This is a genomic window from Microtetraspora niveoalba (genome assembly GCF_001570405.1).
Taxonomy (GTDB): Bacteria; Actinomycetota; Actinomycetes; order Streptosporangiales; family Streptosporangiaceae; genus Microtetraspora; species Microtetraspora niveoalba.
Genome location: NZ_BBYM01000031.1, coordinates 43,410 through 69,636 on the forward strand (window position 1 = coordinate 43,410; position 26,227 = coordinate 69,636).

Annotated in this window: 28 protein-coding genes; 9 read left to right on the forward strand and 19 right to left on the reverse strand. The window is 70.9% G+C overall.

The annotated features are described in order from the left end of the window. Positions 1-583 precede the first annotated feature (583 nt). Complete coding sequence (locus tag AWQ70_RS27755) at positions 584-1,150, reverse strand: histidine phosphatase family protein (RefSeq protein ID WP_157530486.1); 567 nt, start codon at positions 1,148-1,150, stop codon at positions 584-586. Between the two features lie 114 nt (positions 1,151-1,264). Continuing rightward, positions 1,265-1,567 carry a hypothetical protein gene (locus tag AWQ70_RS39335; RefSeq protein ID WP_157530488.1) on the reverse strand — a complete coding sequence of 101 codons (303 nt, stop codon included), beginning with the start codon at positions 1,565-1,567 and terminating at the stop codon, positions 1,265-1,267. A 151-nt stretch (positions 1,568-1,718) separates the two neighbouring features. On the opposite strand from AWQ70_RS39335, the gene AWQ70_RS27765 reads away from it, so the two are divergent. Together AWQ70_RS27765 and AWQ70_RS27770 are read left to right on the forward strand one after the other, a co-directional pair. Further along, the gene (locus AWQ70_RS27765; RefSeq protein WP_067182099.1) at positions 1,719-2,852 is read left to right on the forward strand and encodes a sensor histidine kinase; all 1,134 of its coding nucleotides are present in this window, start codon (positions 1,719-1,721) and stop codon (positions 2,850-2,852) included. Next, a complete protein-coding gene (locus AWQ70_RS27770; RefSeq protein WP_067182102.1) occupies positions 2,849-3,505 on the forward strand; it encodes a response regulator in 657 nt (218 codons plus the stop codon). Before AWQ70_RS27765 ends, AWQ70_RS27770 begins: the two co-directional genes overlap by 4 nt. On the opposite strand, the gene AWQ70_RS27775 is transcribed toward AWQ70_RS27770, so the two are convergent. Beyond that, on the reverse strand, positions 3,502-4,173 hold the full coding sequence (locus tag AWQ70_RS27775) for a DUF2306 domain-containing protein (protein WP_084517886.1): 672 nt from the start codon (positions 4,171-4,173) through the stop codon (positions 3,502-3,504). The two genes, AWQ70_RS27770 and AWQ70_RS27775, sit on opposite strands and share 4 nt — an antisense overlap. Before the next feature lie 169 nt (positions 4,174-4,342). Here AWQ70_RS27775 and AWQ70_RS27780 point away from each other — a divergent pair, with 169 nt between their 5' ends. Further along, a complete protein-coding gene (locus AWQ70_RS27780; RefSeq protein ID WP_067182105.1) occupies positions 4,343-5,329 on the forward strand; it encodes an NAD(P)-dependent alcohol dehydrogenase in 987 nt (328 codons plus the stop codon). 224 nt (positions 5,330-5,553) lie between these two features. After that, positions 5,554-6,081 carry a pyridoxamine 5'-phosphate oxidase family protein gene (locus AWQ70_RS27790; RefSeq protein ID WP_067182110.1) on the forward strand — a complete coding sequence of 176 codons (528 nt, stop codon included), beginning with the start codon at positions 5,554-5,556 and terminating at the stop codon, positions 6,079-6,081. Between the two features lie 210 nt (positions 6,082-6,291). On the opposite strand, the gene AWQ70_RS27795 is transcribed toward AWQ70_RS27790, so the two are convergent. From AWQ70_RS27795 to AWQ70_RS27835, 9 genes are all read right to left on the reverse strand, one after another. After that, the gene (locus AWQ70_RS27795; RefSeq protein ID WP_084517896.1) at positions 6,292-7,122 is read right to left on the reverse strand and encodes a phosphatase PAP2 family protein; all 831 of its coding nucleotides are present in this window, start codon (positions 7,120-7,122) and stop codon (positions 6,292-6,294) included. 55 nt (positions 7,123-7,177) lie between these two features. Beyond that, entirely contained in the window at positions 7,178-7,918 is a 741-nt protein-coding gene (locus tag AWQ70_RS27800) for an ABC transporter permease (RefSeq protein WP_084517887.1), read from the reverse strand. After that, positions 7,915-8,805: an ABC transporter ATP-binding protein gene (locus AWQ70_RS27805; RefSeq protein WP_067182120.1), complete on the reverse strand. Its 891-nt coding sequence runs from the start codon at positions 8,803-8,805 to the stop codon at positions 7,915-7,917. Before AWQ70_RS27805 ends, AWQ70_RS27800 begins: the two co-directional genes overlap by 4 nt. A gap of 80 nt (positions 8,806-8,885) precedes the next feature. After that, positions 8,886-9,539 carry a response regulator gene (locus AWQ70_RS27810; protein WP_067182122.1) on the reverse strand — a complete coding sequence of 218 codons (654 nt, stop codon included), beginning with the start codon at positions 9,537-9,539 and terminating at the stop codon, positions 8,886-8,888. After that, complete coding sequence (locus AWQ70_RS27815) at positions 9,536-10,678, reverse strand: sensor histidine kinase (RefSeq protein ID WP_067182125.1); 1,143 nt, start codon at positions 10,676-10,678, stop codon at positions 9,536-9,538. Before AWQ70_RS27815 ends, AWQ70_RS27810 begins: the two co-directional genes overlap by 4 nt. Before the next feature lie 138 nt (positions 10,679-10,816). Further along, the gene (locus AWQ70_RS27820; RefSeq protein ID WP_067182252.1) at positions 10,817-12,085 is read right to left on the reverse strand and encodes an FAD-dependent oxidoreductase; all 1,269 of its coding nucleotides are present in this window, start codon (positions 12,083-12,085) and stop codon (positions 10,817-10,819) included. 26 nt (positions 12,086-12,111) lie between these two features. Then, positions 12,112-12,822, reverse strand: a complete 711-nt coding sequence (locus AWQ70_RS27825; protein ID WP_067182127.1) for a maleylpyruvate isomerase family mycothiol-dependent enzyme — start codon at positions 12,820-12,822, stop codon at positions 12,112-12,114. After that, positions 12,822-13,670, reverse strand: coding sequence for a fumarylacetoacetate hydrolase family protein (locus AWQ70_RS27830; RefSeq protein WP_067182130.1), 849 nt, complete (start codon positions 13,668-13,670; stop codon positions 12,822-12,824). The genes AWQ70_RS27825 and AWQ70_RS27830 overlap by 1 nt, the downstream gene beginning before the upstream one ends. After that, the gene (locus AWQ70_RS27835) at positions 13,667-14,836 is read right to left on the reverse strand and encodes a cupin domain-containing protein (protein ID WP_067182133.1); all 1,170 of its coding nucleotides are present in this window, start codon (positions 14,834-14,836) and stop codon (positions 13,667-13,669) included. Before AWQ70_RS27835 ends, AWQ70_RS27830 begins: the two co-directional genes overlap by 4 nt. 66 nt (positions 14,837-14,902) lie before the next feature. Here AWQ70_RS27835 and AWQ70_RS27840 point away from each other — a divergent pair, with 66 nt between their 5' ends. Next, the gene (locus AWQ70_RS27840) at positions 14,903-15,679 is read left to right on the forward strand and encodes an IclR family transcriptional regulator (protein ID WP_067182137.1); all 777 of its coding nucleotides are present in this window, start codon (positions 14,903-14,905) and stop codon (positions 15,677-15,679) included. 99 nt (positions 15,680-15,778) lie between these two features. Further along, positions 15,779-16,552, forward strand: coding sequence for a MerR family transcriptional regulator (locus AWQ70_RS27845; RefSeq protein WP_067182140.1), 774 nt, complete (start codon positions 15,779-15,781; stop codon positions 16,550-16,552). 29 nt (positions 16,553-16,581) lie between these two features. Here the strand turns inward: AWQ70_RS27845 and AWQ70_RS27850 are convergent, their stop codons facing one another. Next, positions 16,582-18,111, reverse strand: a complete 1,530-nt coding sequence (locus AWQ70_RS27850; protein ID WP_067182256.1) for an FAD-dependent monooxygenase — start codon at positions 18,109-18,111, stop codon at positions 16,582-16,584. Between the two features lie 73 nt (positions 18,112-18,184). Here AWQ70_RS27850 and AWQ70_RS27855 point away from each other — a divergent pair, with 73 nt between their 5' ends. Beyond that, positions 18,185-18,895 (forward strand): TetR/AcrR family transcriptional regulator, encoded by a 711-nt coding sequence (locus AWQ70_RS27855; protein WP_218004683.1) that lies wholly within the window; start codon positions 18,185-18,187, stop codon positions 18,893-18,895. 113 nt (positions 18,896-19,008) lie between these two features. Here the strand turns inward: AWQ70_RS27855 and AWQ70_RS27860 are convergent, their stop codons facing one another. From AWQ70_RS27860 to AWQ70_RS27870, 3 genes are read right to left on the reverse strand one after another with little or no spacing between them, the layout of a single operon-like run. Next, positions 19,009-19,164: a hypothetical protein gene (locus AWQ70_RS27860; protein WP_157530490.1), complete on the reverse strand. Its 156-nt coding sequence runs from the start codon at positions 19,162-19,164 to the stop codon at positions 19,009-19,011. 31 nt (positions 19,165-19,195) lie between these two features. Next, entirely contained in the window at positions 19,196-19,807 is a 612-nt protein-coding gene (locus tag AWQ70_RS27865) for a TetR/AcrR family transcriptional regulator (RefSeq protein ID WP_067182145.1), read from the reverse strand. 43 nt (positions 19,808-19,850) lie between these two features. Continuing rightward, positions 19,851-20,354, reverse strand: coding sequence for a DUF6653 family protein (locus AWQ70_RS27870; protein WP_067182148.1), 504 nt, complete (start codon positions 20,352-20,354; stop codon positions 19,851-19,853). A 249-nt stretch (positions 20,355-20,603) separates the two neighbouring features. On the opposite strand from AWQ70_RS27870, the gene AWQ70_RS40010 reads away from it, so the two are divergent. Together AWQ70_RS40010 and AWQ70_RS27880 are read left to right on the forward strand one after the other, a co-directional pair. Then, a complete protein-coding gene (locus AWQ70_RS40010; RefSeq protein WP_084517888.1) occupies positions 20,604-22,094 on the forward strand; it encodes an ATP-binding protein in 1,491 nt (496 codons plus the stop codon). After that, entirely contained in the window at positions 22,088-23,278 is a 1,191-nt protein-coding gene (locus AWQ70_RS27880) for a tetratricopeptide repeat protein (RefSeq protein ID WP_067182151.1), read from the forward strand. Before AWQ70_RS40010 ends, AWQ70_RS27880 begins: the two co-directional genes overlap by 7 nt. A 160-nt stretch (positions 23,279-23,438) precedes the next feature. On the opposite strand, the gene AWQ70_RS27885 is transcribed toward AWQ70_RS27880, so the two are convergent. The 3 genes from AWQ70_RS27885 to AWQ70_RS27895 all read right to left on the reverse strand — a co-directional run bounded on the left by AWQ70_RS27885 (position 23,439) and on the right by AWQ70_RS27895 (position 26,021). Beyond that, complete coding sequence (locus AWQ70_RS27885) at positions 23,439-24,140, reverse strand: hypothetical protein (RefSeq protein ID WP_067182153.1); 702 nt, start codon at positions 24,138-24,140, stop codon at positions 23,439-23,441. Between the two features lie 70 nt (positions 24,141-24,210). Beyond that, entirely contained in the window at positions 24,211-24,861 is a 651-nt protein-coding gene (locus AWQ70_RS27890) for a response regulator transcription factor (RefSeq protein ID WP_157530492.1), read from the reverse strand. Then, on the reverse strand, positions 24,849-26,021 hold the full coding sequence (locus AWQ70_RS27895; protein WP_067182159.1) for a sensor histidine kinase: 1,173 nt from the start codon (positions 26,019-26,021) through the stop codon (positions 24,849-24,851). Before AWQ70_RS27895 ends, AWQ70_RS27890 begins: the two co-directional genes overlap by 13 nt. Positions 26,022-26,227: the final 206 nt, after the last annotated feature.

Consider the following 26,227-nt stretch of genomic DNA (forward strand, 5'->3'; position numbering starts at 1 on the left):
TCGGGTAGCGGAGGTTGAGGAAGGATGACAGGCCGCTTCAGCGTCCCTGCGCCGAGCAGCGCCCCCGTTTCAGGGACCACAACCCAGTCGGGCTTTCCGCCCGGTTCGTAGAGCTCGCGTCGTCAGGAATTGCCCGGTGCATCGCTGGTCCGGTAGCGGAAGCCGCTCCGGTCATGGCGGAAAGCACCGCAGCGAGAGGACACGATCGAAAGCTGTGATCTCGTTGTTCTCTTCATGGAGAACGGCGCCCCTTCGTCAATATTGCTCGCCGGTTCGAATATTCAACGCAAGAATCTCTTTTGAGCGAAGACATTTCCCGACAGGGTGCTGCGGCGAGAATTTTCTGCCCATCGACCACCGCAGGGCACTCACCACGACCTGCGGTTCCGGGTAATCAAATACCGTGTTTTACCACAATAGCCGACAGTAAGTGCGCGTAAACATTGCCGAGACAAAGCCCTATGCAAGCTGGACCATCCACTCCGCAGCGCCGGTAAGCCTAAACCCGATGCGAAGTGTCGAGAAGATGACTCAGAGAGACCTGACCGACGCTCAGTGGGCGCCGGTCGAGCCGAACGGCATCTCAGCGCGTGTGGAGAGGGCTTTGCGGCGCGCGATGGAACTCGACGTCGGTGAAGCGCCCTTCATGGAAGCTGAGGCGTACCCCATCGCCGTGCGCGAACGGCGTCCCCCAAGAACCGTGTGGAGCGTCCGGCAAGCAGGCGACCAACGCCAGTTCGATCGCCCCTCCATGTCCGATCAGGAGCCCCGAGCCACCTTCCGCGACACCGCTGACCGTCTCCGCCCAGATCGCACGATGGGCCTCGGCCACGGCCGCCGCAGCCCGGCCCTGCCGGATGATTTCCCTTAACTGCCGGTAGGGCTCGGCCCAGCCCCATTGCGCATGCCGGGGGATCTCACCGTCCACGTACCCTGACGGCATTTCAATGGTGTCATCGACGCCGAAACCCATGGCGATGGCGGTTTCGATGGCACGGGGGGATGAACTGGTCACCACCCTGTCATAGGGACCGACTCGCGAGCCGATGAACCGAGCGAGAGCGACGCCATCCGCCGACAGATGCGAGCCGCGACCACGTGTGGCCCCCTTCTTCGTCAGACTGTGCCGGCGCACGTCCAGCCAACGCACGTGATGTCCTCCCTATCAGGCCTCTTGGCAAGGGCGCGGAGACGTGCAGAGGAGCCAGAATCATCACGCGCCTTGCTGCAACCGACGATTTCGAGGCGACCGCAGGTTCGCAGGCTAACTGGATCCAGGCGCCTCCGGCTCCGGGTTGATCACCTTGGACCGCCCGATCGGCCCGGTCCACCTTCGGGCGAGCGAGCTGACTCCGGAGCACCATGATCTCGGTGTTGGGCAGGCCGCCGCGGTCGCGGCTTCCACCGGGCGGAACCGCGTGGCCCGCCAGGTCGGCGGCAAGGTCGCCGCGAAGGTGACGACCAGCGCTGCCGCCACGATCACGAGATAGATCCACAGCGGCACGGCGGGCACCACTCGGCCCAACTTGGCCACGCTGTACGGGAACAGCGTGGCCGCGGAGGCCACCGAGCCGAGGACGATGCTGACACCGCGCCTGCCGGAAACTCCTCCATGCGGTTCAAGCGGTACGCGAGTACGCGTGGAGGACATCCGGTGAGTGAAATGTCTCGTACTTTGGGCTGATTGTGAGTGGTGGGGGCTCTCGTACCATGACTTCGTGCACGGCCTCATTCGCTCCGTGTGGTACGAGCCCCGTTCCCCCGACGCACCACGGCGGGTGTGGCGAGACTGGGTGCTCGTGGGGGTGTTGCTGCCGGTCGCGCTGCTCGAAGGAGTGGTGCGGCCGGACATGCCCTCACGGGTCATTTCGGTGAGCCTCGCGGTCGGGCTGGTGCCCACCTTGTTGTGGCGCCGCACCCGGCCGCTGCTGATGGTCGTCATCGCGTTCGGCGTGTCGGGTGTGGCCCAGGTACTGGCGGGTGGCGACTCCCCCGAGTCCAACACCATGATCTATCTGCTTCTCCTGCCCTATGCGCTGTTCCGGTGGGGGTCCGGGCGAGAGGCGATCATCGGCCTGATGATCATTCTCGTCAAAGCCACGTTCTCCGTGGTCGTGGACTATCCCGGTCCCGCCGACACCGCCGCCGCCTTCGCCGTCGTGTTCTCGGTGATCGCCGTGGGAGCGGCGTTCCGGTACCGCACGAGGGCGCGGATGCGGGAGCTTGACCAGGTCAAACTGCTCGAACGCGAGCAACTGGCCCGAGATCTGCATGACACCGTCGCCCATCACGTCTCGGCGATGGCGATCCGGGCGCAGGCAGGGTTGGCGACGGCGGCGTCGCGGCCGGACGCCGCCACGGAGGCGTTGCAGGTGATCGAGGCCGAGGCGGCCCAGGCGCTCGCCGAGATGCGCGCCATGGTTCACGTCCTCCGCCGGAACGCGCCCGCGGACCTGGCGCCCGGGCGGAGCATCGCCGATCTCTCCCAGCTCGAAAGCCCGGGACAGTCCGGCCCGTCCGTCCAGGTGGAGATCGAGGGTGACACCGCCGGCCTCTCCCCTTCCGTCGAGGCCGCGATCTACCGCCTCGCCCAGGAGTCGGTCACCAACGCCCGGCGCCACGCGCGGCACGCCACCCGCGTCCTGGTTCGGATCAGCGCCGACGACACGTCGGTCCGTCTGTACGTGAGCGATGACGGCGATCCCGTTCGCCCCGCGGAGACACCCGGCTACGGGATCACCGGCATGATCGAACGGGCTGATCTCCTCGGGGGGACCTGTGCGGCGGGCCCCAATCCCGACCGGGGATGGAGTGTCACCGCCGTGCTACCGCGTACCGGAGTGGCCAGGTGAGCATCCGGGTGCTGGTCGCCGACGACCAGGAGATCGTCCGTACCGGACTGGCGATGATCCTCGACGCGCAGCCGGGGATCGAGGTGGTCGGCGAGGCCGCCGACGGGCGGCGAGCGGTCGACCTCGCCCGGCGGCTTCGGCCGGATGTGTGCCTTTTCGACATCCGGATGCCCGTGCTCAACGGCATCGAGGCCACCCGGATGCTCGCCGGGCCCACCGTCGACGACCCCCTCGCCGTCGTGGTCATCACCACCTTCGACCTCGACGAGTACGTCTACGCGGCGCTGCGCGCGGGAGCGCGGGGGTTCCTGCTGAAGAACGCCGGCGCCGAGTTGCTCTCCCAGGCCGTTCACGCCGCGGCGGCCGGTGACGCCCTCATCGCTCCGAGCGTCACCGCCCGCCTGCTCACCGCCTTCGCGCACGCCGGGCCCGCCGCGCCGTCGGTCCGTCCCTTCGAGGCGCTCACCGAGCGTGAGGAGCAGATTCTCGCCACGGTGGCCCGAGGGCGTACCAACAGTGAGATCGCCGACGAACTTCACATCTCGCTCAGCACCGTCAAGACCCATATCGCCAGCCTGATGGCCAAACTCGGCGCCCGGAACCGGGTGGAGATCGCCATGTGGGCGTACGAGACCCATCGGGTCAGGAACTAGCGTCTGCGGATGATCCACTCGGCCACGGCGAGGTTGATGATCCATCCGGCGGCCACGAGCAGGGCTCTGGGGGTCTCACCGAGGGGGCCGACGAGGAGCATCCAGGGGAGCTGGGTGAACGCCTGGGTGCCCGCGGCCACGCCGATCGCGTAGGCGCGAATCATCCAGGCGCGGTGGCGGCGGACATCTCTCCGCCGGATGGCGGCGAAGCCGAGCACGAGGGAGGCCGCCATCGCCGTGCCGAACACGAGCCGGAACACCGCGAGGAGATCGCCGTCGCCTTCCGGGCGAGGATAGAACACGGTCATCCACAGGCCGGAGAGTGCGGCGACAAGTCCGCACACGACGAGAATCCGTCCCGCCATGCGGTGCCAGCCCGGCCTCCGGCGACGGAACGTCTTCGCGAACTGGAAGGCGCCCACGATGCCGTAGAGCGACGCTCCGATGATGTGCGACACCACGGGTGGCGGTGTCGCGAAGAATCGCGCGTTGGCGGGGGTGACCGCCGCGCCACCTGCCAATTCCCCCAAGCGCAGCGCGCCGGCGACCACCGGAATCACGCTGAGCATGATCAGGCCGGTGGGCCCCATCCATCCGGGGACTTTGGCGTCCCGTCCGCCGGGCTGTACCTTCCGGGGCTTGGCGCCCCTCACGCTGCTTTCGGTCATGAGGGGATCGTGACTTCTTCGCCCGTGTCTGCTCATCGCACGAACGGCCCGATTCAGGTCAGCCGATCATCCAGCGATCAGGCGTACTTTCGGCCGATTCGGTGGCCGGCCGGGTTTTTTAGCCTTTCGACTACCTCCGCACCCGCATCGACTGCATAAGGAGATGGCGATGAAGGCGTTCGTCTCACGCTCGTACGGGCCGCCCGATGTCCTGACGCTCACCGAGATCCCCGTTCCCGTTCCTCGCGACGACGAGGTCCTGGTCCGGGTGCGTGCCGGCTCCGTCAATCCGTACGACTGGCACAACATGCGCGGCGAGCCGTACCTGGCCCGCCTGATGCCCGGCGGCCTCGCGCTCCGCACCCCCAAGATCACCATTCTGGGCGCCGACATCTCCGGCCGGGTCGAATCCGTCGGCGGAAACGTCACGGAATTCCGTCCCGGCGACGACGTCTTCGCCGTCGTCAGCGGTGGCGGCTTCGCCGAATATGTCTGCGTCCGCGAATCCGACCTCGCCCCGAAGCCGGAGAACCTCTCGTACGAGGAGGCCGCCGCGGTTCCCATGGCCGCCAACACCGCCCTCCTCGCCCTGCGTGACGAGGGGCATGTCCTGCCCGGCCAGCGTGTCCTCATCAACGGCGCGTCCGGTGGGGTCGGCACGTTCGCCGTGCAACTCGCCCGCGCCCTCGGCGCCGAGGTCACCGGCGTCTGCAGCGCCCGGAACGTGGACCTGGTCCACTCCCTTGGCGCGGCCAAGGTCATCGACTACACCACCCAGGACTTCACCCGCGAGACCCAGCGCTACGACCTTTTCCTGGACATCGCCGGAAGCCGACCGGTCTCCGTCTCCCGCCGCACCCTGCGCCCCAAGGGGGCCTACGTGGTGGTCGGCGGCCGGCCCGGTCGCTGGATACAGCCCATGGGCCATGTGCTCTCCGCCCTGGCGGTATCCCGCTTCGCAGGCCAGCGGATATCGGTGGCGGACGCCCTCAAGTGCCCCAGCCCCAAGCAGAACCTGCAGACGTTGAGCGCATTCCTGGACGACAAACGAGTGGTCCCGGTCATCGACCGCCACTACCCCTTCGAAGAGATCCCCAGGGCGATCGGCTACCTGGAGGAGGGCCACGCCCCCGGCAAGGTCGTCATCTCCGTCTGAGCGGCGCCCTCACCTCCTTCGAGCCCGGCGTGCCCTTGCGCCAGGCGGGAGGCGATGTCGCGCAGGCTCATCACCTGCTCGCGCAGGTGCGCGGCCAGCGAAAGCACGGCCTCATCGAGGGTGCGGAAATACGACACAAGGTGTCGGGTTTCGCGTTGAGTATGGGTTCCCCGGCAGCGTCGATGACGGACGCGGACCGGGCTCACGGACAGACAAGGACCTCAATGCGCGAAACACCAGAAGAGCTCAAAGAGCTCCAGGCCCTCCTCGAAGCCTCCCTCTCCCGCTCCACCTCGCACCTCCGCTCGATCGTCACCGGGAACACCGTGACCGCGGAGCAACTCACCCGGATCCTGACCGGCATGTGCACTCTCGCCCTGTCCACCGTGACGGCGAAGGGCGAGCCGCGGATCAGCGGTGCGGACGGGCATTTCCTGCACGGAAAGTGGTACTTCGGCACGGCGCGCGGCGCCGCCAAGGCCCGCCATCTCGCCGCCCGCCCCGCCGCCAGCGCCGCGCACATGCGCGGGGAGGACCTGGGCGTGTTCACGCACGGCACGGTGGAGATCCTCAACCCCCTGGACGGCGAGCCGGCCCCGGACTGGCCGGACCTGCTCGCCTACTTCAAGGACTTCTACGGCGACGACGCCTTCGACTGGGACAACGACGTGGTCTACTACCGGCTGCATCCACGCTGGATGACCGTCTACGCCCCTGATATCGCGAAGCTCACTGCGACGTCCCCGTCCTGACCCCCGCGGTTCCTGGACGACTGACGGTGACGTGTCCGCATGTGTGAGCACGTCTGGGACGACGACGTGAGTGAGGTTGTGATGGGAAACAGCCCGGGGTGGCTGGACGCGGCCGCCCTCAGCTGGGTGACCACCTTGGGTGGCCCTCACGTCCTCGTCCCCGAATCGGCGTGCCGGCACTGGCAGGGCGCACCGTGTTCCTCGTCCGCTTCACCTGATCACTCGTACCCTGCCGCGCCGGCGTTCGGCGAGGCGGCCCCACATCGACGCGGCGGCGATGGAGACGACGAGCAACACGCCGCTTCCGACGATGTCGAGCACGTAGTGGTTCCCCGTGACGAGCACGTTCGCCGCCATGGCGAGCGGGAACAGCCACGACAGCAGCGCCGATCGCGGGTGGGAGTCCCTGAGCGCGGACCACACGGCATACGCGCACCACGCCGACCACCCCACGTGCAGACTGGGCATGGCCGAGTAGAGATTCTGGCCGTTCCCGGCCCCTCGTGAGGCGTGACTCCCCAGGATGTCGTATCCGGCGACGATGTCGACGACACCCGGCAGGGCGAACCGCGGGGGTGACATGGGCAGCGCCCAGAAGACCGGCAGAACGAGGGCGATCATCGCGAGCAGGGTCCGGCGGACCTTGATGTAGATATCGGCGTGCCGGACGAAAATCCACAGCAGCACACCGACGAGCACGACGTAGTACAAGCGGTAGTAGTACACCGCCGGCTGGATCAGGGCCGGATGTTCGGTGAGCCACTCGTTCGCCGTCCGCTCGATGTCCAGGTGGAGGGCGCGTTCCACGGACTGCAGGGCAAGAGCGTTTGCGGTGGCGGACACGACGTCCTTGCCGGCGAGGCCGTGAAAGTGCGTGAAAAGCAGGAACCCGAGCAGCAGAACGATCACTTCGACGAGCACGGCGGGACGCCCACGCACTTCTCCGACGAGCGCGCCCGATCGGGCATGCTCGATCAGGCGCGATAATCGGCCGGCGGCAACCTCGCGCCGCCGGTTTCCGCGGTCCGGCGGTGGGTTCATGCGGTCACCATAGCTGCCCATGATTTATCGGCGGGCGTTCAATTCATTCGACTGCTCACGCGTCGCGGCGTCGCATCAGCACCGCGCCAGAGATCACGGCTGCCGCCACCCAGGCGAGGTAGACGGCGAACCCGCTCCACGGGCCCAGGGAGTCGTTGCCCTGGCCGGACACGACCAGCGAGCCGGCGTTCGTGGTGAAGTATGCGGCCACGGTCCTGCCCCACGCGCCCGGGAGCTGGTTCGCCACCGTGGGCAGCACCAGGATCAGCGCGATGACCGCCACGATCGCGCCCGGCGTGTGCCTGATCAGCGTGCCCAGTCCCAGCCCGAACAGCCCGCACGCGGTCAGGTAGAGACCGGAGCCGATCGACGCCCGCGCCACCTCGCCCATCTCGATCGACGGCGGCCGGGAGATCGCCACGCCGATGCCGATCGCGCCGGCCGCCGCGACCGCGCAGACGACCATCGAGACCGCGACGAACGCCATGATCTTGCCGGTGAGCAGGCTCATGCGCTTGGGCACGGCCATGAGCGAGGTGCGGATGCCCCCGGTGCGGTACTCGCTGGAGATCACCAGAACGCCCAGGGTGGCCATGGACAGCGACGCCAACATGCCGCCGCTCAGGCTCGACTTGATCGCCTGGTCGCCCGGGATCGGCCCGTCGGCCGTGCTGTTGGCTGCGGCGCTGAGGAGGGCGGAGAAGCCCAGCATCAGTACGGCGGTGACGGTCAGCGTCCACACCGTGGAGCGGACCGAACGGATCTTGGTCCATTCGGACCTGAGGATGTCGATCATGATGTGAACTCCAGGCTGTCCTTGGTGAGCTCCATGTAGGCCGCTTCCAGCGAGGGCCGCACGCACGTCAGCTCCTCCAGCGGGATCCCGGCCCGCGCGGTGATCGTGCCTATCTCGAGCGTGCTCATCGCGGTCACCCGCAGGTGGTCGGGATGCCGCTCGCTCACCTTGATCAGCTCGGCCACCTCGGCCAGCCGGGGCGAGCGCACCCGTACGTACCCCTGCGAGCTGCGCGCGATGAACTCGGTCACGCTCGTGTCGGCGATGAGGCTGCCCTTGCCGATCACGATCAGGTGGTCGGCGGTCAGGGCCATCTCGCTCATGAGGTGGCTGGAGACGAACACCGTCCGCCCTTCGGCCGCGAGCGTGCGCATGAGCGTGCGGATCCACAGGATGCCGTCCGGGTCGAGCCCGTTGACGGGCTCGTCGAAGAGCAGGATCTCCGGCTCGCCGAGCAGCGCCGCGGCGATGCCCAGCCGCTGTGACATGCCGAGGGAGAAGCCGCCGACCCGCCGCTTGGCCACCTCGCGCAGGCCCACCGTCTCCAGCACCTCGTTCACCCGGCTCGCGGGGATGCCGTTGCTCTGGGCGATGGCCAGCAGGTGGTCGTACGCGCTGCGCCCGCCGTGCACGGCCTTGGCGTCCAGCAGCGCGCCGACCTTGCGCAGGGGGTGCGACAGCTCGTGGTACGGCCGCCCGTCCACGAGCACCGACCCGCCCGAGGGCCGGTCGAGCCCGAGGATCATGCGCATGGTCGTGGACTTTCCGGCCCCGTTGGGCCCCAGGAACCCGGTCACCCGACCGGGCTCGACGTCGAACGACAGATCGGCTACCGCGGTGGTGCCGCCGTAGCGTTTGCTCAGGTTCCTTGCTCGGATCGCGGTCATGATCCAACGGTGTCGTCAAGGACGGCCGTTTTCGTCATGCCTGGGAACAGTTCTCCGGCGAGGACTCTGGGAGCCTGGTCCTACTCTCCCGGTCGGATCAATCCCGCTTCGTACGCGACGATCACGGCCTGCGCCCGATCTCTGACGCCTATCTTGGCGAACAGGCTCGTCACGTGGTTCTTGACCGTCGAGGGAGAGACGGAGAGGTCGGCGGCGATCTCCGGGTTCGAGCGGCCACGGGCGATCAGGACGAGGATCTCCCGCTCCCGGCCGGTCAGCCCGGAAAGCTCCGCGGGCACCGCCTTCGGGCGCGCGGCGCGGACGAACGTGCCGATGAGCCTGGTCAGCAGGCGCGGCGCGACGGCCGAATCACCGCGGTGCACCACGCGTACCCCCTCGATCAGCTCCTCGGGGGAGATGTCCTTGGGCAGGAAGCCGTCGGCACCCGCCCTGAGCGCCGCGACCACGTTCTCGTCCAGGTCGAACGTGCTCAGCGCGAGCACCCGCACCCCCGGCAGCTCCGCGGTGATCAGCTCGGTGGCGCGTACGCCGTCCAGGCCGGGCATGTGCAGGTCCATGAGCACCACATCCGGCCGGAGCTTCCTGCTCAGCTCCACCGCCTCCGCGCCGTCGGCGGCCTCGGCGACCACGCTCAGGTCGGGCTGGGCGTCCAGCATCAGCGTGAAGCCCTTGCGTACCAGCTCGTGATCGTCGGCCAGCAGAACTCTGATCATGGTTTCTCCAAGGGGATGCGGGCGTGCACCCGGAAACCGCCTTCCGGGCGCGGGCCCGTGGACAGCCGGCCGCCGCACAACGCCACCCGCTCGGCCATGCCGCCGAGCCCGAACCCCGGCGCGCCGGCCTCCTTCACCACGCCGTCGTCGATCACCTCGACCTCCACCGCGGCCGGCTCGTACGCCAGCCGCACGCTGGCCCTGGCGCCGACGGCGTGCTTGCGGGTGTTGGTCAGCGCCTCCTGCACGATGCGGTAGACGGCGTGGTCCACGGCGGCGGGCAGCTCGACGGGCTCGCCGGTCACCGTCAGGCCGGCGGGCAGTCCCGACGACCTGGCCTCCTTGATCAGTACGGGCAGCCGATCCGCGCTCACCCCCGTCGCGGCGTCCGGTCCTTCGTTGCCGTCGACCCTGAGCACGTCGAGCAGGTGGCGCATCTCCGACATCGCCTGGCGGGCGGTCTGCTCGGCGCTCTCCAGAGCGTTCTTGGTGACGGCCTGCCCGGGTGGGAGCGTGGCCCGCGCACCACCCACCAGGGCGTTGATCCCGGTGATGTGGTGGGCGACCACGTCGTGCAGTTCCCTGGCGATCCGCCGCCGCTCGGCGCGCACGGCGGCGTCGGCGGCCTCCTGCCTGCCGCGCTCGTTGAGCTCGGTCCTGAGCCGGACGAACTGGCCGATGCCCACGGGCACGAAGACGGTGAACAAGAACGTCGACCAGCCGCCCGCCACGGCGAGGAACTGCTCCGTAGGGAACAGCTCCGTACCGATCGCGTAGACGACGAAGACCGTCGCCGAGGTGATCAGTGTCGCGCGGCCGGTGGTGTAGCGGCCCAGGCTGTAGTACGCGATGATCGAGGGCGGGGTGGGGAAGAACAGCAACTGCGTCGTGATGCCCACGACGTCCAGCGCGGCCACCAGCCCGGCGGTCAGGGTCGGCCGGCCACGCCTCATGAGCAGGCACAGGGAACCCGCCACATGGAGTCCGGCGGTCAGCGTCGCCCGCGTCTCCCCTTGGAGGATCAAGGAGTTCACGCCGAGGAGCATCGGGACGGAGAGCACGATCACCAGCGTCGTGTCGAAGACCCGGGGGCGTCCGAAGAAACGCACGATCTTCATGAAGGTCCGTGCCACGCGCACGCTAAGACCTTAAGTCACGTTGGTTCGCCCCGAACCCGGCCGCGCGCAGACGAATGCCGTGATCGGCTACCCGTTCTCCCCCGCGATGCGCTTCGTGACGGCAGCACGGGCCGGGGCCCGTGATTCGTCAGACACGACCTAAGCCGCGCCGGCCACGTCGGCGGAGTCCAGTGGGATCGGTGAGAACATCGGCGGCTCCTCCTCCGGCGTCAGCGCCGTGGGGCCGTAGATCCACTCCGTGAAGGAGTAGTCGTAGGTGTCGCGCGCCCGCAGGAGCGTGTTGCGCTGGAGGCGGGCGACCCCGTCCAGGTGCCACAGCTCGCCCCAGGCGCGGGCCGTGGTCAGGACGCGCCGGCAGTGCTCGGGGCGGACGGCTTCGTAGGCCGCCAGGGCGCCCTGCCAGTCGATCGCGCCGTCCTCGGCGCGGCGTGCGGCGACGTGCTTGGCGAGCACCCAGCCGTCCTCGATGGCCATGATCGCGCCCTGCGCCATGTACTGCAGCGGCGGGTGGGCGGCGTCGCCGAGCAGCGCGATGTTGCCGTCGACCCAGGTCATGATCGGGTCGCGGTCGAACATCCGCCACCAGCGGTCGCGCCACATCAGCGGGATGCCGGCCCGGACCTCCGGGCAGGTCGTGGCGAAGGCGGCGTCCAGTTCGTCGGGCGTGCCCCAGTCCTCCTCCCCGGCGAGGGCCTTCGGGGACTCGAAGACCGCGACCTGGTTGAGCATCTCGCCGCCGCGCAGCCCGTATTGGACGAAGTGGCAGCGCGGGCCGACGTGGACCGAGACCTCGCTGAGGTCGACGTCCCGACCGGCCTGCTCGATGGGCACCGCGGCGCGGTAGGCGACGTAGGACGAGCTGACCGGCTCGTCCTCGACGAGGAGCCGGCGCGCGACCGAGTGCAGGCCGTCGGCGGCGACGACGATCCGGGCCTCGTCGGCGCGGCCGTCCGCCCGCAGCGCCCGGGCGCCGGACGCGGTGTTCTCGTAGCCGCTGACGCGGGCGTCGGTGACCAGGTCGACTCCCGCGCGACGGCAGGCGCGCAGGAAGATGCCGTGCAGGTCGCTGCGGTGGATGACCATGTACGGGAACCCGTAGGCGCGTTCCAGGTCCACCAGGTCCAGGCGGGTCAGCTCGCCGCCGTCGACGGCGTCGCGCATCACCATGCTCTTCGGCACGACGCCGAGGCTCTTGGCCTCCTCCAGCAGACCGTAGTCGTGCAGGATCCGGGTGCAGTTGGGCGCGATCTGGAGGCCGGCGCCGACCTCGCCGAACTCGCGGGCCTGCTCCAGCACGCGCACCCGCAGGCCCTCGCGGGCCAGGGCGAAGGCCGCGCTCAGGCCGCCGATGCCGCCCCCGACGATCAGGACGTCGACGGGGTCGGCCGAGGTGGTGGATGTCGTCACGCTGCTCTCCTCGAAGGCCGGGACGCTCACAGCCACGCCGGCAGGGTCGGCGCGAGGGAGCCGTCGGGGGTGGTCAGGGCGTGCGGGCGTCCGGCGAGGTAGGCCGCGACGTCGGCGAGCGGGCCGCCGACGGTGGCGGGCTCGCCCTCACCGGGCAGCTCCCAGCGGTCGCCGGTGTCGGTGGCGGCCAGGACGACCGCGAGACCCGCGGCCCCACCGCGCTTGGCGGCGATGTCGTCGGCGAGGGCGGTCAGGAAACCGGCGGGCAGGTCGCCGAAGGCGATGCCGGAGGCCAGGTCGACGGCGTGGACGCAGACCTCGCGGGCGCGCAGCCACGGGATCTCGGTCGCGGGGACGGTACGGCCCTGGGCGGTGACGACCTCGGCGTTCCACTGGTCGTCGTCCAGCCCGGCGATGCCCGCGGCGAGCCGTTCGGCGGACGAGCTCAGCCAGGCGGCCAGCTCGGCGGCCGGCCTGCGGGAGCCGGCCTCGATGTCGGCGTCGCGCTGCCGGGGCGAGGAGTACATCGGGGTCCTCTCGCCGGTGGCGGCCCAGCGCACCAGGTTGCTGAGCGCGTCGGCGTTCGCCGCCACGTGCGCCACCAGGTGCTTGCGGGTCCAGCCGGGGAGCCCGGAGGGGGCGAGGAACTGCTCCTCGCCCCACCCGGTGGCGGCGCCGAGGAGCAGCTCGGTGCCCGTCTCGCTCCAGCTCAGGGTGTCGTCGAAGGTGCGGCGCATCAGGCCGCCCCGTCCTTGGCCACGGTGTTCTCGAGCCGGCCGATGCCCTGGATCTCGGTGACGACGCGCTCGCCGCCGGTCAGGTAGCGCTTGGGGGTGCGGGCGTGGCCGACGCCGCCGGGGGTGCCGGTGGCGATGATGTCGCCGGGGTTGAGGCGCACGATGGTCGAGACGTACTCGACCAGTGCGACCGGGTCGAAGAGCAGGTCGCCGGTGTTGTCGTGCTGCATGATCTCACCGTCGACGCTGAGGGTGACGTCGAGCTCGGGGCGTACGCCGCCGGGCAGTTCGTCGGGGGTGACGAGGTAGGGGCCGACGGGGGTCGAGGAGTCCCAGATCTTGCCCTGCAGCCACTCGCGGGTGCGGAACTGCCAGTCGCGGCAGGTGACGTCGTTGAGGACGGTGAAGCCGGCGATCGCGGCTTCGGCCTCGGCGCCCTCGGCACGGCGGACCGGCTTGCCGATCACGACGGCGAGTTCGACCTCCCAGTCGAACTCCGCGGTCTCGTCGGGGCGGGCGATGTCGTCGGCGGCGCCGATGAGGCAGTCGGCGAACTTGGCGAACAGGGTGGGGTACTGCGGCAGGTCGCGGCCCATCTCCTGGATGTGGTTCTTGTAGTTCAGGCCCACGCAGACGACCTTCGAGGGCCGCGGGACGACCGGCGCGAAGTCGGCGCTCTCGACGGGGTAGGTCGTGGCCGTGCCCGCGTCGACGGCGGCGGCCTCGGCGGCCCAGTCGTCCCGGGAGAGGAGTTCGCCGAGGTCGGCGGCGCCGAGGTCGACCAGCCGGTCGCCGTCGAGCCGTACGGCGCGGGTCGAGTCGTCGACGCGGAGGGTGGCGAGCTTCATCGGGTGGTCCCTTCGATACGGGTGTCGTGCTGGGTGCGGTCGAGCCGGAGAGCCTCGAAGACGGGGGCGTCGCTGAACCGGAACAGGTCCAGCGCGCCGGAGTCGGAGTCGGTGGAGCCGGCCTCGGACCGGGCCGAGAACGGCTGCCAGGACGGGACGGCGAACAGGTCGCCGCGGGTGACCGTCCAGGTCCTGTCGCCCACGGTCACGGTGCCGGAGCCGTCGAAGACCTGGTAGACCGACGAGCCGGTCTCGCGTACCGGGGCGGTCTCGGCTCCGCGCGCGATGCGGTGCATCTCGGCGCGGAGCGTGGGCAGCACGTCGGCGCCGGTGGCGGGGTCGGTGTAGCGGACGGCGGCGTGGCCGGGCTCGACGGTGCCGCCGAAGCCCTCCGCCTCCAGGGCGAGCTGGTCGGCCAGGGCGCGGTCGGTGAACTCCCACTTGTACGACAGCAGCGGGCTGCCCGGGGCGAGCTCGCCGACCGACAACGGGCGCAGGCCGGGGTGGCCCCACAGCCGCTCGGAGCGGGACCGCTCGGGGGTGATCCGCTCGGCGTCGCTGATCGCGTCGCGGCCGAACTCGAAGAACTGCGTCTCGGTGACGTACTGGAAGGGGATGTCCAGGCCGTCGAGCCAGGCCATCGGCTCGCCGGCCGCGTTGTGGTGGGCGTGCCAGTTCCAGCCGGCCTGCGGGAGGAAGTCACCGCGGCGCATCGGGACCGCGTCGCCGCCGACGACCGTCCAGACGCCCTCGCCCTCGACGACGAAGCGGAAGGCGTGCTGGGTGTGGCGGTGCTCGGGAGCGTCCTCCCCGGGCATCAGGTACTGGATCGCGGCCCACAGCGTGGGCGTCGCGAAGGGCCGTCCGCCCAGCGCGGGGTTGGCCAGCGCGATCGCCCGCCGCTCTCCACCGCGGCCGACCGGGACCAGGTCGCCGGCCTGCTCGGCGAGCCGCCGCAGGTTCTCCCAGCGCCACACGTGCGGCACCGCGCGCGAACGGGGACGCGCCGGCATCAGGTCGCCGATCTCCGTCCACAACGGCACGAGCAGCTCCCGCTCGAACCCGCGGTAGAGGTCTTCGAGCGCGGGGGTGACGTCGGGCTGGTCCGGCGCGTCGACCGCGCGGAGCCGCACCGGGGAGTCTGGCGAGGTCACAGGGGTGCTCATACGGCTAATGTTGCTGCCGCATCACTATGAAGAACGCGTAATTCTGCTCTGCAGAATCGAGGGGCCATGGGCAAGCCGCTGAAGAATCCGCCGACCTACATGATCAACAGTGTCGACCACGCGCTGCGGATCGCCGCGATGCTGCAGTTGGAGGGCGAGCTGACCGTCTCGGAGGTCGCCGATCGGCTGGGCGTGGCCCGCTCCACCGCGCACCGGCTGCTCGCGATGCTGGTCTACCGGGACTTCGCGGTCCAGGACGAACGGCGCCTCTACCGGGCCGGCCCGGTCCTGGAGCTCGCGGCCCACTCGCCCTCGGCCGCGTCCCGCCTGCGGGCGGCGGCCCTGCCGCACATGCACCGGATGGTCGGCGTGCTCGACGAGTCCGCCAACCTGACGGTGCGCACCGGGGACACGGTCCGGTTCATCGCCAGCGTCGAGTGTTTCCAGAGCCTGCGGGTGGGCTCCCGCGAGGGCATGGTGTTCCCGGCCCACCACACCACGGCGGGGCTGCTGCTGCTGGCGGAGCTGAGCGGCGAGGAACTCGAGGCGGTCTATCCGGCCGAGCGGTACGCCGACCGGCCCGCCGAGCGGCCCGACCTGGACCGGCTGCGGACCGAGCTGGCCCGGGTGCGGCGCAACGGTTTCGCGCTCAACCAGGGCCGCTCGGAGCGCGGCGTGGTGGCGCTCGGCGTGCCGGTCCGGGCCCCGGACGGGACCGCCCTCGCCGGCCTGTCGGTGTCGATGCCGAGCGCACGCTACGACCGGCACCGGTTGCCGTCACTGGTCGACGCCCTCTCCCGTACCGCGGGCGCCGTCGAGGCCGATCTCGCCCGCTCCGCCTGAACGGGTGCTGCGCCTCCGCGCGCCTCACCCCGCATACGTTCGACGCCGGTGTGCGAGACGGCTTGACCCCTACGTGGCGTGAGGCGGCACGGTGGTGGCATGAACGCAGAGGAGTACACCGTCGGCGTCGTCGCCAAGATGGCCGGAGTGTCCGTACGCACGCTGCACCACTACGACGAGATCGGCCTGCTGGAGCCGGAGGGGCGCAGTTCCACCGGCTACCGGCTCTACACCGGCGACGACATTCGCACGCTGCAACGCATCCTGTTCTACCGGGAGCTGGACTTCGACCTGGAAGCGATCCGGGCGATCCTGGCCGACCCGGCGTCCACCGACGTCGACCTGCTCCACCGGCAACGGCGCCTTCTCACCGAACGGGTGGCACGACACCAGGCCATGGTCGCCCTGATCGACAAAGAGTTGAACGCGCGCACGCTCGGCATCACCCTCACCCCGCAAGAGCGGCTGGAGGTCTTCGGAAGCTCCGTCTTGGAGGACAACGCCACGCGCGCCGAGGAGCAGTGGAGCGGGTCCGACCTCTGGGAGCAGCGGAAGCTCCGCGCCTCGGCCTACTCGGCCGAAGACTGGCGGGAGATCCGCTCGGAGCAGTCCCGCATCCATCAACGCTTTCTCGACTCCATGAACGCCGGGATCCCCGCCACCGACCCGACCGTCATGGACGTGGCCGAGGAGCATCGGCTCCACCTCCACCGGCGGTTTCACGACTGCGACTACGGCACTCATCGATCGCTCGCCGAGTCCTACCTCGCCAATGAGCGGATCGGGCTCAACTTCGACGACGTGGCCCCGGGCCTGTCGCGATACATCCATGACGCGATCAACGCCAACGCCGAGCGCATGACGGACGCCTAAGGGTCCCGCGGCGCGGGCGTGGCGGAGCCTCAGCCCGGGCTGAACCAGCGGGTGAGGGCCGACTTCAGGCTGTCGGGGTCGCCGCCCGCCCAGGCGACGTAGCCGTCGGGACGGATGAGCAACGCGGGCGCCGGGGAGTCGTCGGCGGTCGCGGTCACGCGGCGCACCCGGTCGCTCCAGGACGCCGCGGTGGCGGCGAGGTCGTTCCCGCCGGTGAGGTCGAGGAGCAGGGGACGGGCGTCGCGCAGGAGCTCGGCCAGGCGCCGTGTGCGTCCGTCGCCGGTGGTCAGGTCGACGGGTGGCACGAACCAGCCGGTGGGCGCGGCGGGGTGTTCCTCGCCCATGTCGTGGCGGACAGCGGCGCCCGCCATCAGGGCGGCGACCATGTGCACGTTCTCGGCGCGCTCCAGGAGTTCCGCGAAGAGCCGGCGCAGTGCGGTGACATCGCCGCCGGGCGCCATCAGAGCGGTCGCGGCCCGGGTGTGCATGAGCACACGTTCACCGCTCGCGCGGCGTTCGGTCTCGTAGCTGTCCAGCAGGCCCTCCGGGGCCCACCCCCGCAGTGCGGCGGCGAGTTTCCAGGCGAGGTTGGCCGCGTCCTGCAGCGCCTCGTTGAGGGTCGGCCCGTGGCTCACGTGCGCGGCGTCGCCGGCGATGAAGACCCGACCGGCGCGGTAGCGGTCGGCGAGCCGGAAGTTCCGGCCGCACAGGCGGCGAAGCAACGTGGGCGCGCCCTCGGGCGGCGGAGCCAGGGGCAGGCGCACTCCGAGGACCCGTTCGACGCTCTCCTCCATCTCGGTCAGCGTCATCGGCGCGCCCGTCCCCGGGAAGTCGCCCGCCGGGTGATCCTCCCATTCGGCCGTGTTGACCAGCGGCCGCTCCGGGTCGTGCGCGAGAAGGGTGAAGACGCCCCGCTCGGTGCGGTGGAACATGGCCGGGATCTCGCCGAGGCCGTCGATCACGACACGTCCCCCCGGCGTGAAACGGAAGCGGTCGCTCGGGCCGATCAGGGCGGTCCGGTCGACGACGTTGTCGTCGCTGACGCCGGAGAAGGCGATCCCCGCCCGCTTGCGGATCAGGCTGCGGCCGCCGTCGCAGCCGACGAGGTACCGGGCCGTGAATGTCGTCTCGGTGCCGTCCGAACCGCGTGCCACGACATCGACCCGGTCATCGGTCTGGTCGAAGGACAACACGTCCCAACCTCGCCGGACCTCCGCGCCGAGTTCCGCCGCGCGCTCGTGGAGCACACGTTCGAGATCGCGCTGGTTGACCGGCAGGAGATACATCGGGTTCTCCTCGCCGAGCACGCGCAGCGGCAGCGGCATCCCGCCGAAGAACAACCCCGGCGCGGGCGCCGGCGCCCCTCGGCCCCCGCAGCGTTCGAAGAGACCGCGGTTGTCCAGCAGCCGCACGACCTGGCCGGCGAGGCCGTGCGCCTTGTCTGACAGGTCCGGCTCAGCCCGTCGTTCCAGCACCAGGGGCCGGACTCCCGCGAGGCGGAGCTCGCAGGCCAGAAAGAGGCCGGTGGGTCCACCGCCGACGATGATGACGTCGAACATCACTGACGCTTCCTTAGGATACGCGACTGTATCTAACGGCGGACACCGTAGATCACCGAGATAAGATACGCAAGTGGATCCTAAGCACGAGCGGATCGCCGGTGACCGCGGGGCGATCGGGGCGGGCGGGGCGCGGACGGCGGAACGTCGTGCCGACGGCGGCGCGACCGGCGACGGGGGCACGCCCCGCGACGGCGGCGCATCCCGTCGACGCGGCACCGAACTCGAAGGCGCGATCCTCGACGCCGCGTGGGACGTGCTGGTCGAGCACGGGTACCACGGCTTCACCTACGAAGCCGTCGCCGCCCGCGCCGGCACGAGTCGTCCCGTTCTCTACCGGCGCTGGCCGCGGCGCGACGACCTGCTGCTGGCCACCCTCGCCAAGTTCTGGCAGCCGATCGCGGTGCCCGACACCGGCAACCTCCGCGACGACGCGATCGGCTTCCTGCGCAACGCCGACGCCGACCGGGCGGGCATGATCACATTGATGAGCGTGCAGCTGGTGGGCTACTTCCGCGACACCGGCACCGGCCTCGGCGACCTACGCGACACCCTCCTCACGCCGGGCCTGGCGACCGCGTTCGAGATGATCGTCACCCGCGCGGTCGAGCGCGGCGAACTGCCCGACGTGCCGCGCTCGTCCCGCGTGGTGAACCTGCCGCTGGACCTGTTGCGCCACGACATGCTCATGACGATGCGCGCGGTGCCGGACGAGTCGATCGTCGAGATCGTGGACGAGGTGTGGCTGCCGCTGATGGGAGTGCCCGGGGCCCCGTCCGCGTAGACGCGGCACCCGCCGGGGACCCATCTTGATCGATTCCCGGTGTCGCGATGGTACGCCGCGGGCCGCGCGGTACGGCGCCCTGGCCCCGCGGCGTGCGCCACCGGGGGCGGCCGTCAGGCGTCCGGCGTTCCGTCCTGCTCCGGCACTCCGTCCTGCCGGTGGACGGCGGCGAGATAGGCATGGATGGCGTCGCGGTTGCGGGTGAGGCGGTCGATGCGCTGCTGGATCCGCTCCGCCTCGCCGGCCGTCCTGCCGGTGCTGTCCGGCACCGATCTTCCGGCCGGCAGGTTCACCTGCGGGTCACTTCCGCCCGGTGAGACCTGAGGCGACGATGTCGACGAGCAGGTCGAGGATCTTGCCGTGGAGATCGGGGTCGCCGAGCCGGTCGGCGAACATCGGCACCAGCAGCACGCACTGCAGCACGCCGATGATCACGGCCGGGTCGGCGTGGACGAGCTCACCGCGGCCGGAGCGGTCGGCGACGAACTCCGTCAACGCCGTGACGGGGTTGTCGCCCAGGGCGGTGACACGTGCCGGGTCGAGCTTGCGCGCCACGGCCTGCATCTCTTCCGGGTGGGTCATCAGGCGGCGCCACAGCGGGTTGGCCGACAGCTCGGCGAGGGTGGCGTGCAGGAAGCGGCGCAGCCCCTCGCGCGGGTCGTCGGCGCTCAGCAGGGCGCCGTCGATGACCCGGCGCTTGACCTCGCCCGACTGGCGGATCATCAGTTCCAGATACAGCGCTTCCTTGGAGTCGAAGAAGACGTAGAAGCTGCTCTTGGCCACTCCGGTGGGGGCCATCAGCTCCTCCAACGAGGTCTTGCGCAGCCCTTGGGCGGTGAACAGCTTCTCTCCGGTCTCCAGGAGCAGGGCCGTGATGTGGGCCTTCTCCTCGGCGGTGAACGCGGGCGGCATCGGGGGCAACCTTCCTTCAAGCGAACGCTTTGTTCATATGTTTTCACTGTTCCGTGCGGACGTGGCCGAGCGCCCGTCGCAGGCCCTCTTCGTAGATGGCGACGAAGCGGTCGATCTGCCACAACTGGGAGATGAAGACGAGTGCCCATCCGAAGACGGCGGGCCAGGCCTCGACGCGGACCAGGCCGTACACCATGATCAGGGCGCCGACGGCGGCCATGGCGATCAGCCACCGAACCGCGGGCCGGTGTGCCTCTGCCGCCAGTGAACGGTCGGCGGCGTACATCTTCTCGCCGTAGATGCCCTTCTCCGCCCAACTGCGCGGCTCGTGGACCGGTTTGAACGCGTGGGGGTTGATCCACATCCAGATCACGCCCGCCGCGATCGGGACCAGCGCCCACCAGCCGAAGACGTCGCGGAAGTAGATCGGCAGCAGGATCGGCGCCAGCCCGGCCATCCGGGTCCACACGCTCCACGCGTTGGCGTGCCGCTTCCACGAGTCGTCGTCGAGCCCGAACGTCGCCGCGGCGGCCTGGGTGAGCTTCATCGTCGCTCCTCGAAGAGGGAATCGGTCGGGCACCTCCCGGCCATGCATCCATAAAACCAGATTGGAGATTTGTTTTCAACACTCGGCGATCTCCGCCTCCGGTCGCCGCCGGTGCAGGCCCGGCACTCCCGTCGGACGGCGGAGCGGTGATGGGGGCCGGCGGCGGAGCCGTACCGGTGCATGTAGGCCGATTTCGATATCTTGCATAGTTCGTGGCCGACCGAAACCTGTGACAGAAGGGAACGGCACGTGCTCGACGATGCTGGCCTACAGGCGCTCCGCGAAGCGGCGCGTCTTTCTCCGGAGAATCTCCCCCTGCGGCAACACCTCGCCGGACAGCTCCTGGCCCGGGGGTACCTCGCCGAGGCCGAGGCCGAATATCGGGCCGCTCTCGTGCTCGCCCCCAAGAACGCGGACATCACGGCGGGTCTGGCGGAGGCGTTCGTCCGGCAGAGCGCCCACGGCGCCGCGCTGGCGGCGCTCGAACCGCTGCTGGCCTCACCCGGCTACCCACCCAAGCTGGGCGTGCTGGCGGCTCGGGCGCTGCTGGCCGAAGGGGACGCGGCGCGGGCGGCCCACCGCTACCACGAGGCCGTGTCCCGTGATCCGTCCGTGGGCGACCCCGATCTCGCCGCCCGCCTGTCGGTCCCTCCCGCGCCCGCGTCGCCGTACCCGGCGCCCGCGCCCACCCCCGCGTATCCGGCGTATCCGGCGCCAGGATCCGCACCGGCCCACCACCCGGCGCCCGCTCCCGCTCCCGCTCCGGCGAACGTCGCAGCGGGCTCCGCACCGGCCCACCCGCTGTATCCGCCGCCCGCCCCCGCACCGGCGTACCCGGCGGCGGGCCCCACGCCGACGGAGAGCGCCGAGGTCGAGCGCTCCGGCCTGTCCTTCGCCGATGTGGCGGGCATGGAGGCGGTCAAGGAGGCCCTGCGCATCAAGCTGCTGCTGCCGATCCAGCAGCCGGAGCTGTTCGCCGCGTACGGCAAGCGCGCCGGCGGCGGGGTGCTGCTGTACGGGCCTCCGGGAGCGGGGAAGACCCACCTGGCCAGGGCCGCCGCCGGCGAGCTGGGCGCCGCCTTCGTCAACGTGGGACTGGCCGACATCCTCGACATGTACATCGGGTCGAGCGAGCGCAACCTGCGCGCCACCTTCGATCTGGCCCGCCGCAACCGGCCGTGCGTGCTGTTCTTCGACGAGGTCGACGCGCTGGCGGCCCGCCGCTCCGACATGCGCCAGGCGCACACGCGGCAGCTCGTCAACCAGTTCCTGGCCGAGCTGGACGGCGTGGACCAGAAGGCCAACGAGGGCGTCCTGGTGCTGGCCGCCACGAACGCCCCGTGGTACGTGGACGCGGCGTTCCGCCGTCCCGGCCGGTTCGACCAGCCGGTGCTCGTGCCGCCGCCCGACGCCGCGGCGCGCGCGGCCATCCTGCGCATCCTGTGCCGGGACAAGCCTCTGGCCGAGATGGACTTCGACGCGGTGGCGCGGGTGACCGAGCATTTCGTCGGCGCGGACCTGAAGGGCGTGGTGGACCGGGCGGTGGAGGCCAAGCTCCAGCAGTCGATCAGCGCCGGTCGTCCCCTCCCGCTGTCGACGCCCGACCTGCTGGCCGCCGCTCAGACCGTGCGGCCGACCGCCGTGCGCGAGTGGATGGCCACCGCGCGCAACTACGTGATGCACGCCAACGACTCCGGCGCCTGGGACGAGCTGCTGCCCTGGGTCAAGGCCAAGTGGTAGCCGTCTCCGACTCGGTGCAGCGGGCGCGCATGCTCCTGGAGATGCGGCGTCCGGCCGACGCCGAGCGGGAGCTGCGCGGCGTGCTCGCCCAGGAGCCGCAGCACGTCACCGCGCATTCCTTCCTGGCTCTCGCCCTGGTCCAGCAGGGCGACGTGGCCGAAGGCGTCGCGGAAGCGCACGAGGCGGTACGGCTGGCGCCCGACCAGTGGCTCACCCACTACATGGCCGGACAGGTGTACCAACACGCCGGCCGGCCCGACGAGGCGATGGCCGCGATCAACGTGTCCCTGGCCCTCGAGCCCGAGTACGCGCCGGCCTGGGAGCTGCTGGCCCGGGCGCACCTCGGGAAGGGCGAGTGGCCCCAGACCGCCGAGGCGGCGCGCCGCGGGCTGGCCCTGGATCCGCAGGACTCCGATCTGGTGAGCCTGCTGGCGCTGGCCCTCACCAAGATGGGAGACGAGGAGCAGGCCACAGCCGCGGCCGCGCACGCCGTGCGGCTGGACCCGGAGAGCCCCACCGCGCACCTGGCGTACGGCCGTGCGGCGCTGGCCTTCGGTGATCCCCGGCGAGCGGCGGACGCCTTCCGCGAGGTGCTCCGTCTCGCCCCCGGCTTCGACGAGGCCAGGGACCTCCTCGTGGCCGCGCTGAAGGACCGCAATCCTCTTTACCGGAGGCTCGCGCGGCTGCGCGGCGTGTTCCGCGGCGGGCGGCGGCTCGTGTTCCTGCTGCCCGCCGCGCCGCCCCTTGTCGTGTTCTTCATCCTCGTCGCGGTGCTGCACTGGGCGGCGTGGGTCGCCGAGGCATGGACCACGCTGCGCCTGGCCCGTGCGAAGGCGACCCGGCTGCTCTTCTCGGACGTCGAGGCCCGCGTGGCCGTGCTGTGCTGTTGCCTGGTGGCCGCGGGCGCGGCGCTGCTCGCGCTGGGAGGGACGCTCGGCCTGAGCGCGGTCGGCACCGCGGGCGTGGGCGTCATGGCCCTGGTCACCCCCGTCCAGGAGGCCGTGCACACCGGCTCCGCCCGGGCGCGGACGGTCCTGTACGCCTGGACGGCCCTTCTCGGCCTGGCCGTCGCCGTGTCGATGGTTCTCACCGCGCCGACCACGGCGCTGCTCTGCGTGTACGCCGGGCTGGCCACGATCTGGGTGGCGGCGGGCGTACGGCGCGTGCTCGGCCACGAGAGGTAGCGAGGCACAGAGGTCGGGGTCAGCGGGCGGGGTCAGCGGGCGGGGCCGGGCCGACGGCGGCGTTCCGTTCTTCACCGCGCCGGCCCCTGCCGTACGGGCTCGGGCACGTCGTGTCACGACCCGCGGCTTGTCACGTCCCGCGGCGCGGAGCCGCTCCGGCTCAGCCGAGCGTGCCGCTGAGCACGGCGACGGCGCCCAGGACCAGGGTGAGCGGATAGGCCCACCACCTGGGCGCCGGCCCGTCCCGCAGGACGCGCACCCCGAGCGGCACCAGCGCCACGCACAGGCACGCGGTGGCGACGATCGACATGGGCCATGTGCCCTTGAGGACGCCGATCGGCAGCGCGGACACCGACGCGAGGGCGATCGACCTGACCGTCCCGAGGACGCCCGCACGCCACGCTCCCACGGCCAGCACGATCCAGCCGAAGAAGATCGCGATCGACAGGCTGTGGAAGACGTGGAAGGCGCCGTAGGAGTCGGCGATCACGGTACGCGCCGCCTCCACGCCCCGGACGTCGACGAGCTGGAAGGCGAGGTGGTCGACCCCGGCGTGGAAGACGCGGGCGAACAACCCGGAAAGCACCATGACGCCTCCCCACAACGCCCACCGCGGCCGGGCCGGCCACACACGCCGGACGAGCGCGATGACCGCGGGCCACAGCAGGACGTTCCCCGCGGCGAAGGCGCTGTAGGACGCGGTCATCCGGCCCGGGTTCCCGGCGAACGCGGCGAGCTGTCCGGGGAAGAAGGCGTCGACGTCGACGCGGAGCAGCACTCCGGCGAGCATCAGGACCGGTCCGAGGACGAGTGCGACACCCTCCACCCAGCGGCCGGGGAATTCGAACGAGGTCGTTGTCATGCCGTCGATCCAACCGGCGCGGCACCCGCCGCACATTGGCGTGCGGTGGAGCCCCGGGGTAGACCTGGCACTACCTCGACTCGGCCTGGAGGTAGGCCAGGACGGCCAGCACGCGGCGGTGCCCGTCGGCGGTCGGCGGGAGGTCGAGCTTGGCGAAGATGCTCGCGATGTGCTTGGCGACCGCCGCGTCGCTGACGAAGAGAGCCCGGGCTATCGAGCCGTTGGACCGCCCCTCCGCGATCAGGGCGAGCACCTCCAGCTCTCTCGGAGTGAGGCGCCGCAGCGGGTCACGCCGCCAGCCGAGCAGTTGCCGTACCACCTCGGGATCGATGACCGTGCCGCCTTCGGCCACCCGGACGAGCGCGTCGGCGAATTCGCGGACGTCCCCGATCCGCTCCTTCAGCAGATAGCCGATGCCCGCGCCGCCGGCGGAGCCGAGCAGCTCGGCGGCGTACGTCTGCTCGACGTACTGGCTGAGCAGCAGCACGGCGAGACCCGGGTGCGCCGCGCGGAGGGCGAACGCGGCGCGCAGCCCCTCGTCGGTGAAGCCGGGGGGCATGCGCACGTCGGCGACGACGATGTCCGGCCGCTGCTCCTCCACCGCCGCGACGAGCGAGGCGGCGTCACCGACGGAGGCGACGACCGTGTGCCCGAAGCGTTCGAGCAGGCCGACCAGGCCCTCGCGGAGCAGGACGGCGTCCTCCGCGATCACAACGCGCACGGGATCTCCACTCTCATCGTCGTCGGCCCGCCTGCCGGGCTGGACAGCGACAGTCTGCCGTCGACGACGGCCACCCTGTCGGCCAGCCCGGTCAGACCGGTGCCGCGAGCCGGGTCGGCGCCGCCGACTCCGTCATCGCGGATCTCCATGGTCAGCACGCCGCCGGCCAGCCGGCCGCGGACGGCGGCCCGGCTCGCCCGGCTGTGCTTGGCGACGTTCGCCAGAGCCTCGGACACGACGTAGTACGCGGCCACCTCCACGGACTGGGGCGGCCGCCGCGGCAGGGAGAGGTCCACGTCCACCGGGACCGGCGAACGCGCCGCCACGTTGCGGACGGCGGCGGCGAGGCCGCGGTCGGTGAGCACCTGCGGATGCACCCCGCGGACCAGCTCCCGCAACTCGACGAGCGCGAGCTTGGCCTCCTCGTGGGCCTGCGCGAGCTGCTCGGCGAGCGGCGAGTCCGGTGGCAGGTCGAGCCTGGCCAGCCCCAGCCGCATGCTCAACGCGACGAGCCGCTGCTGGGTGCCGTCATGCAGATCGCGCTCGATCCTGCGGCGTTCCGTCTCGAACGCGTCCACGAGCCGGGCCCGTGAGCGCAGGACCTCGGCCAGCTCGGTCTCTCGGGGAGCGAGCAGCGTCCTGACGAGGGCTCCGCGCGCCCCCGCCCAGGCGGTGAAGGTGTAGGGGGCGACCAGCAGGAGGAGGAGCCCCATCGCGGAGGCCGTGAACGCGGCCGCGAGCGCCCACGCCCCGTCCGTCGGCTGGAGCACCGGCGAGAGGATCAGCACGACGGGCCCGCCGACCGTCGCGCCCACCACCAGCAGATCGATCCACCAGAACACGAAGAGCGAGAACAGCGCCACCGCGGCGTCCCTCCGCCGTCCGGCGGACGCGCGAGGCGTCGGCGTGGAGTCGACCAGCCGCAGCCGCCACCGCTCGAACCGCGCCAACGGCGGCACCGCCAGACCGGCGGCGGCGATCCCGGCCGGCACCATGAGCGGCACCCGGCCCACGAGCGAGATCGACAGCGCCGTGACCGCGACCACGAGGCCGGGCACCGTGCTCGACAGCAGGTACGCCAAGGACCTCCACGGCCAGCCGGACGCCAGGAACGCCGCCGGCCGCCGGGCGAGGGCCTCCAGGGCGGTTCGCGTGAGCACGTCCAGAAGCTACCGGCCGCCGCCGTACCGGAAGACCCGCCGGCCGTGGCACCGCATGTACGAGGACAGCGTCGCGGTCGCCGAGGCGTTCGCCGGGGCTTGACCGGCCCCCCGGGCCGGGGGTGGCGCGGCGGCGCGGATCGCGGGCCGTACGGTTCTTCGAACGGGTGGGCTTCACCCGGCACGGCCCGACCGGACTGGTGCCC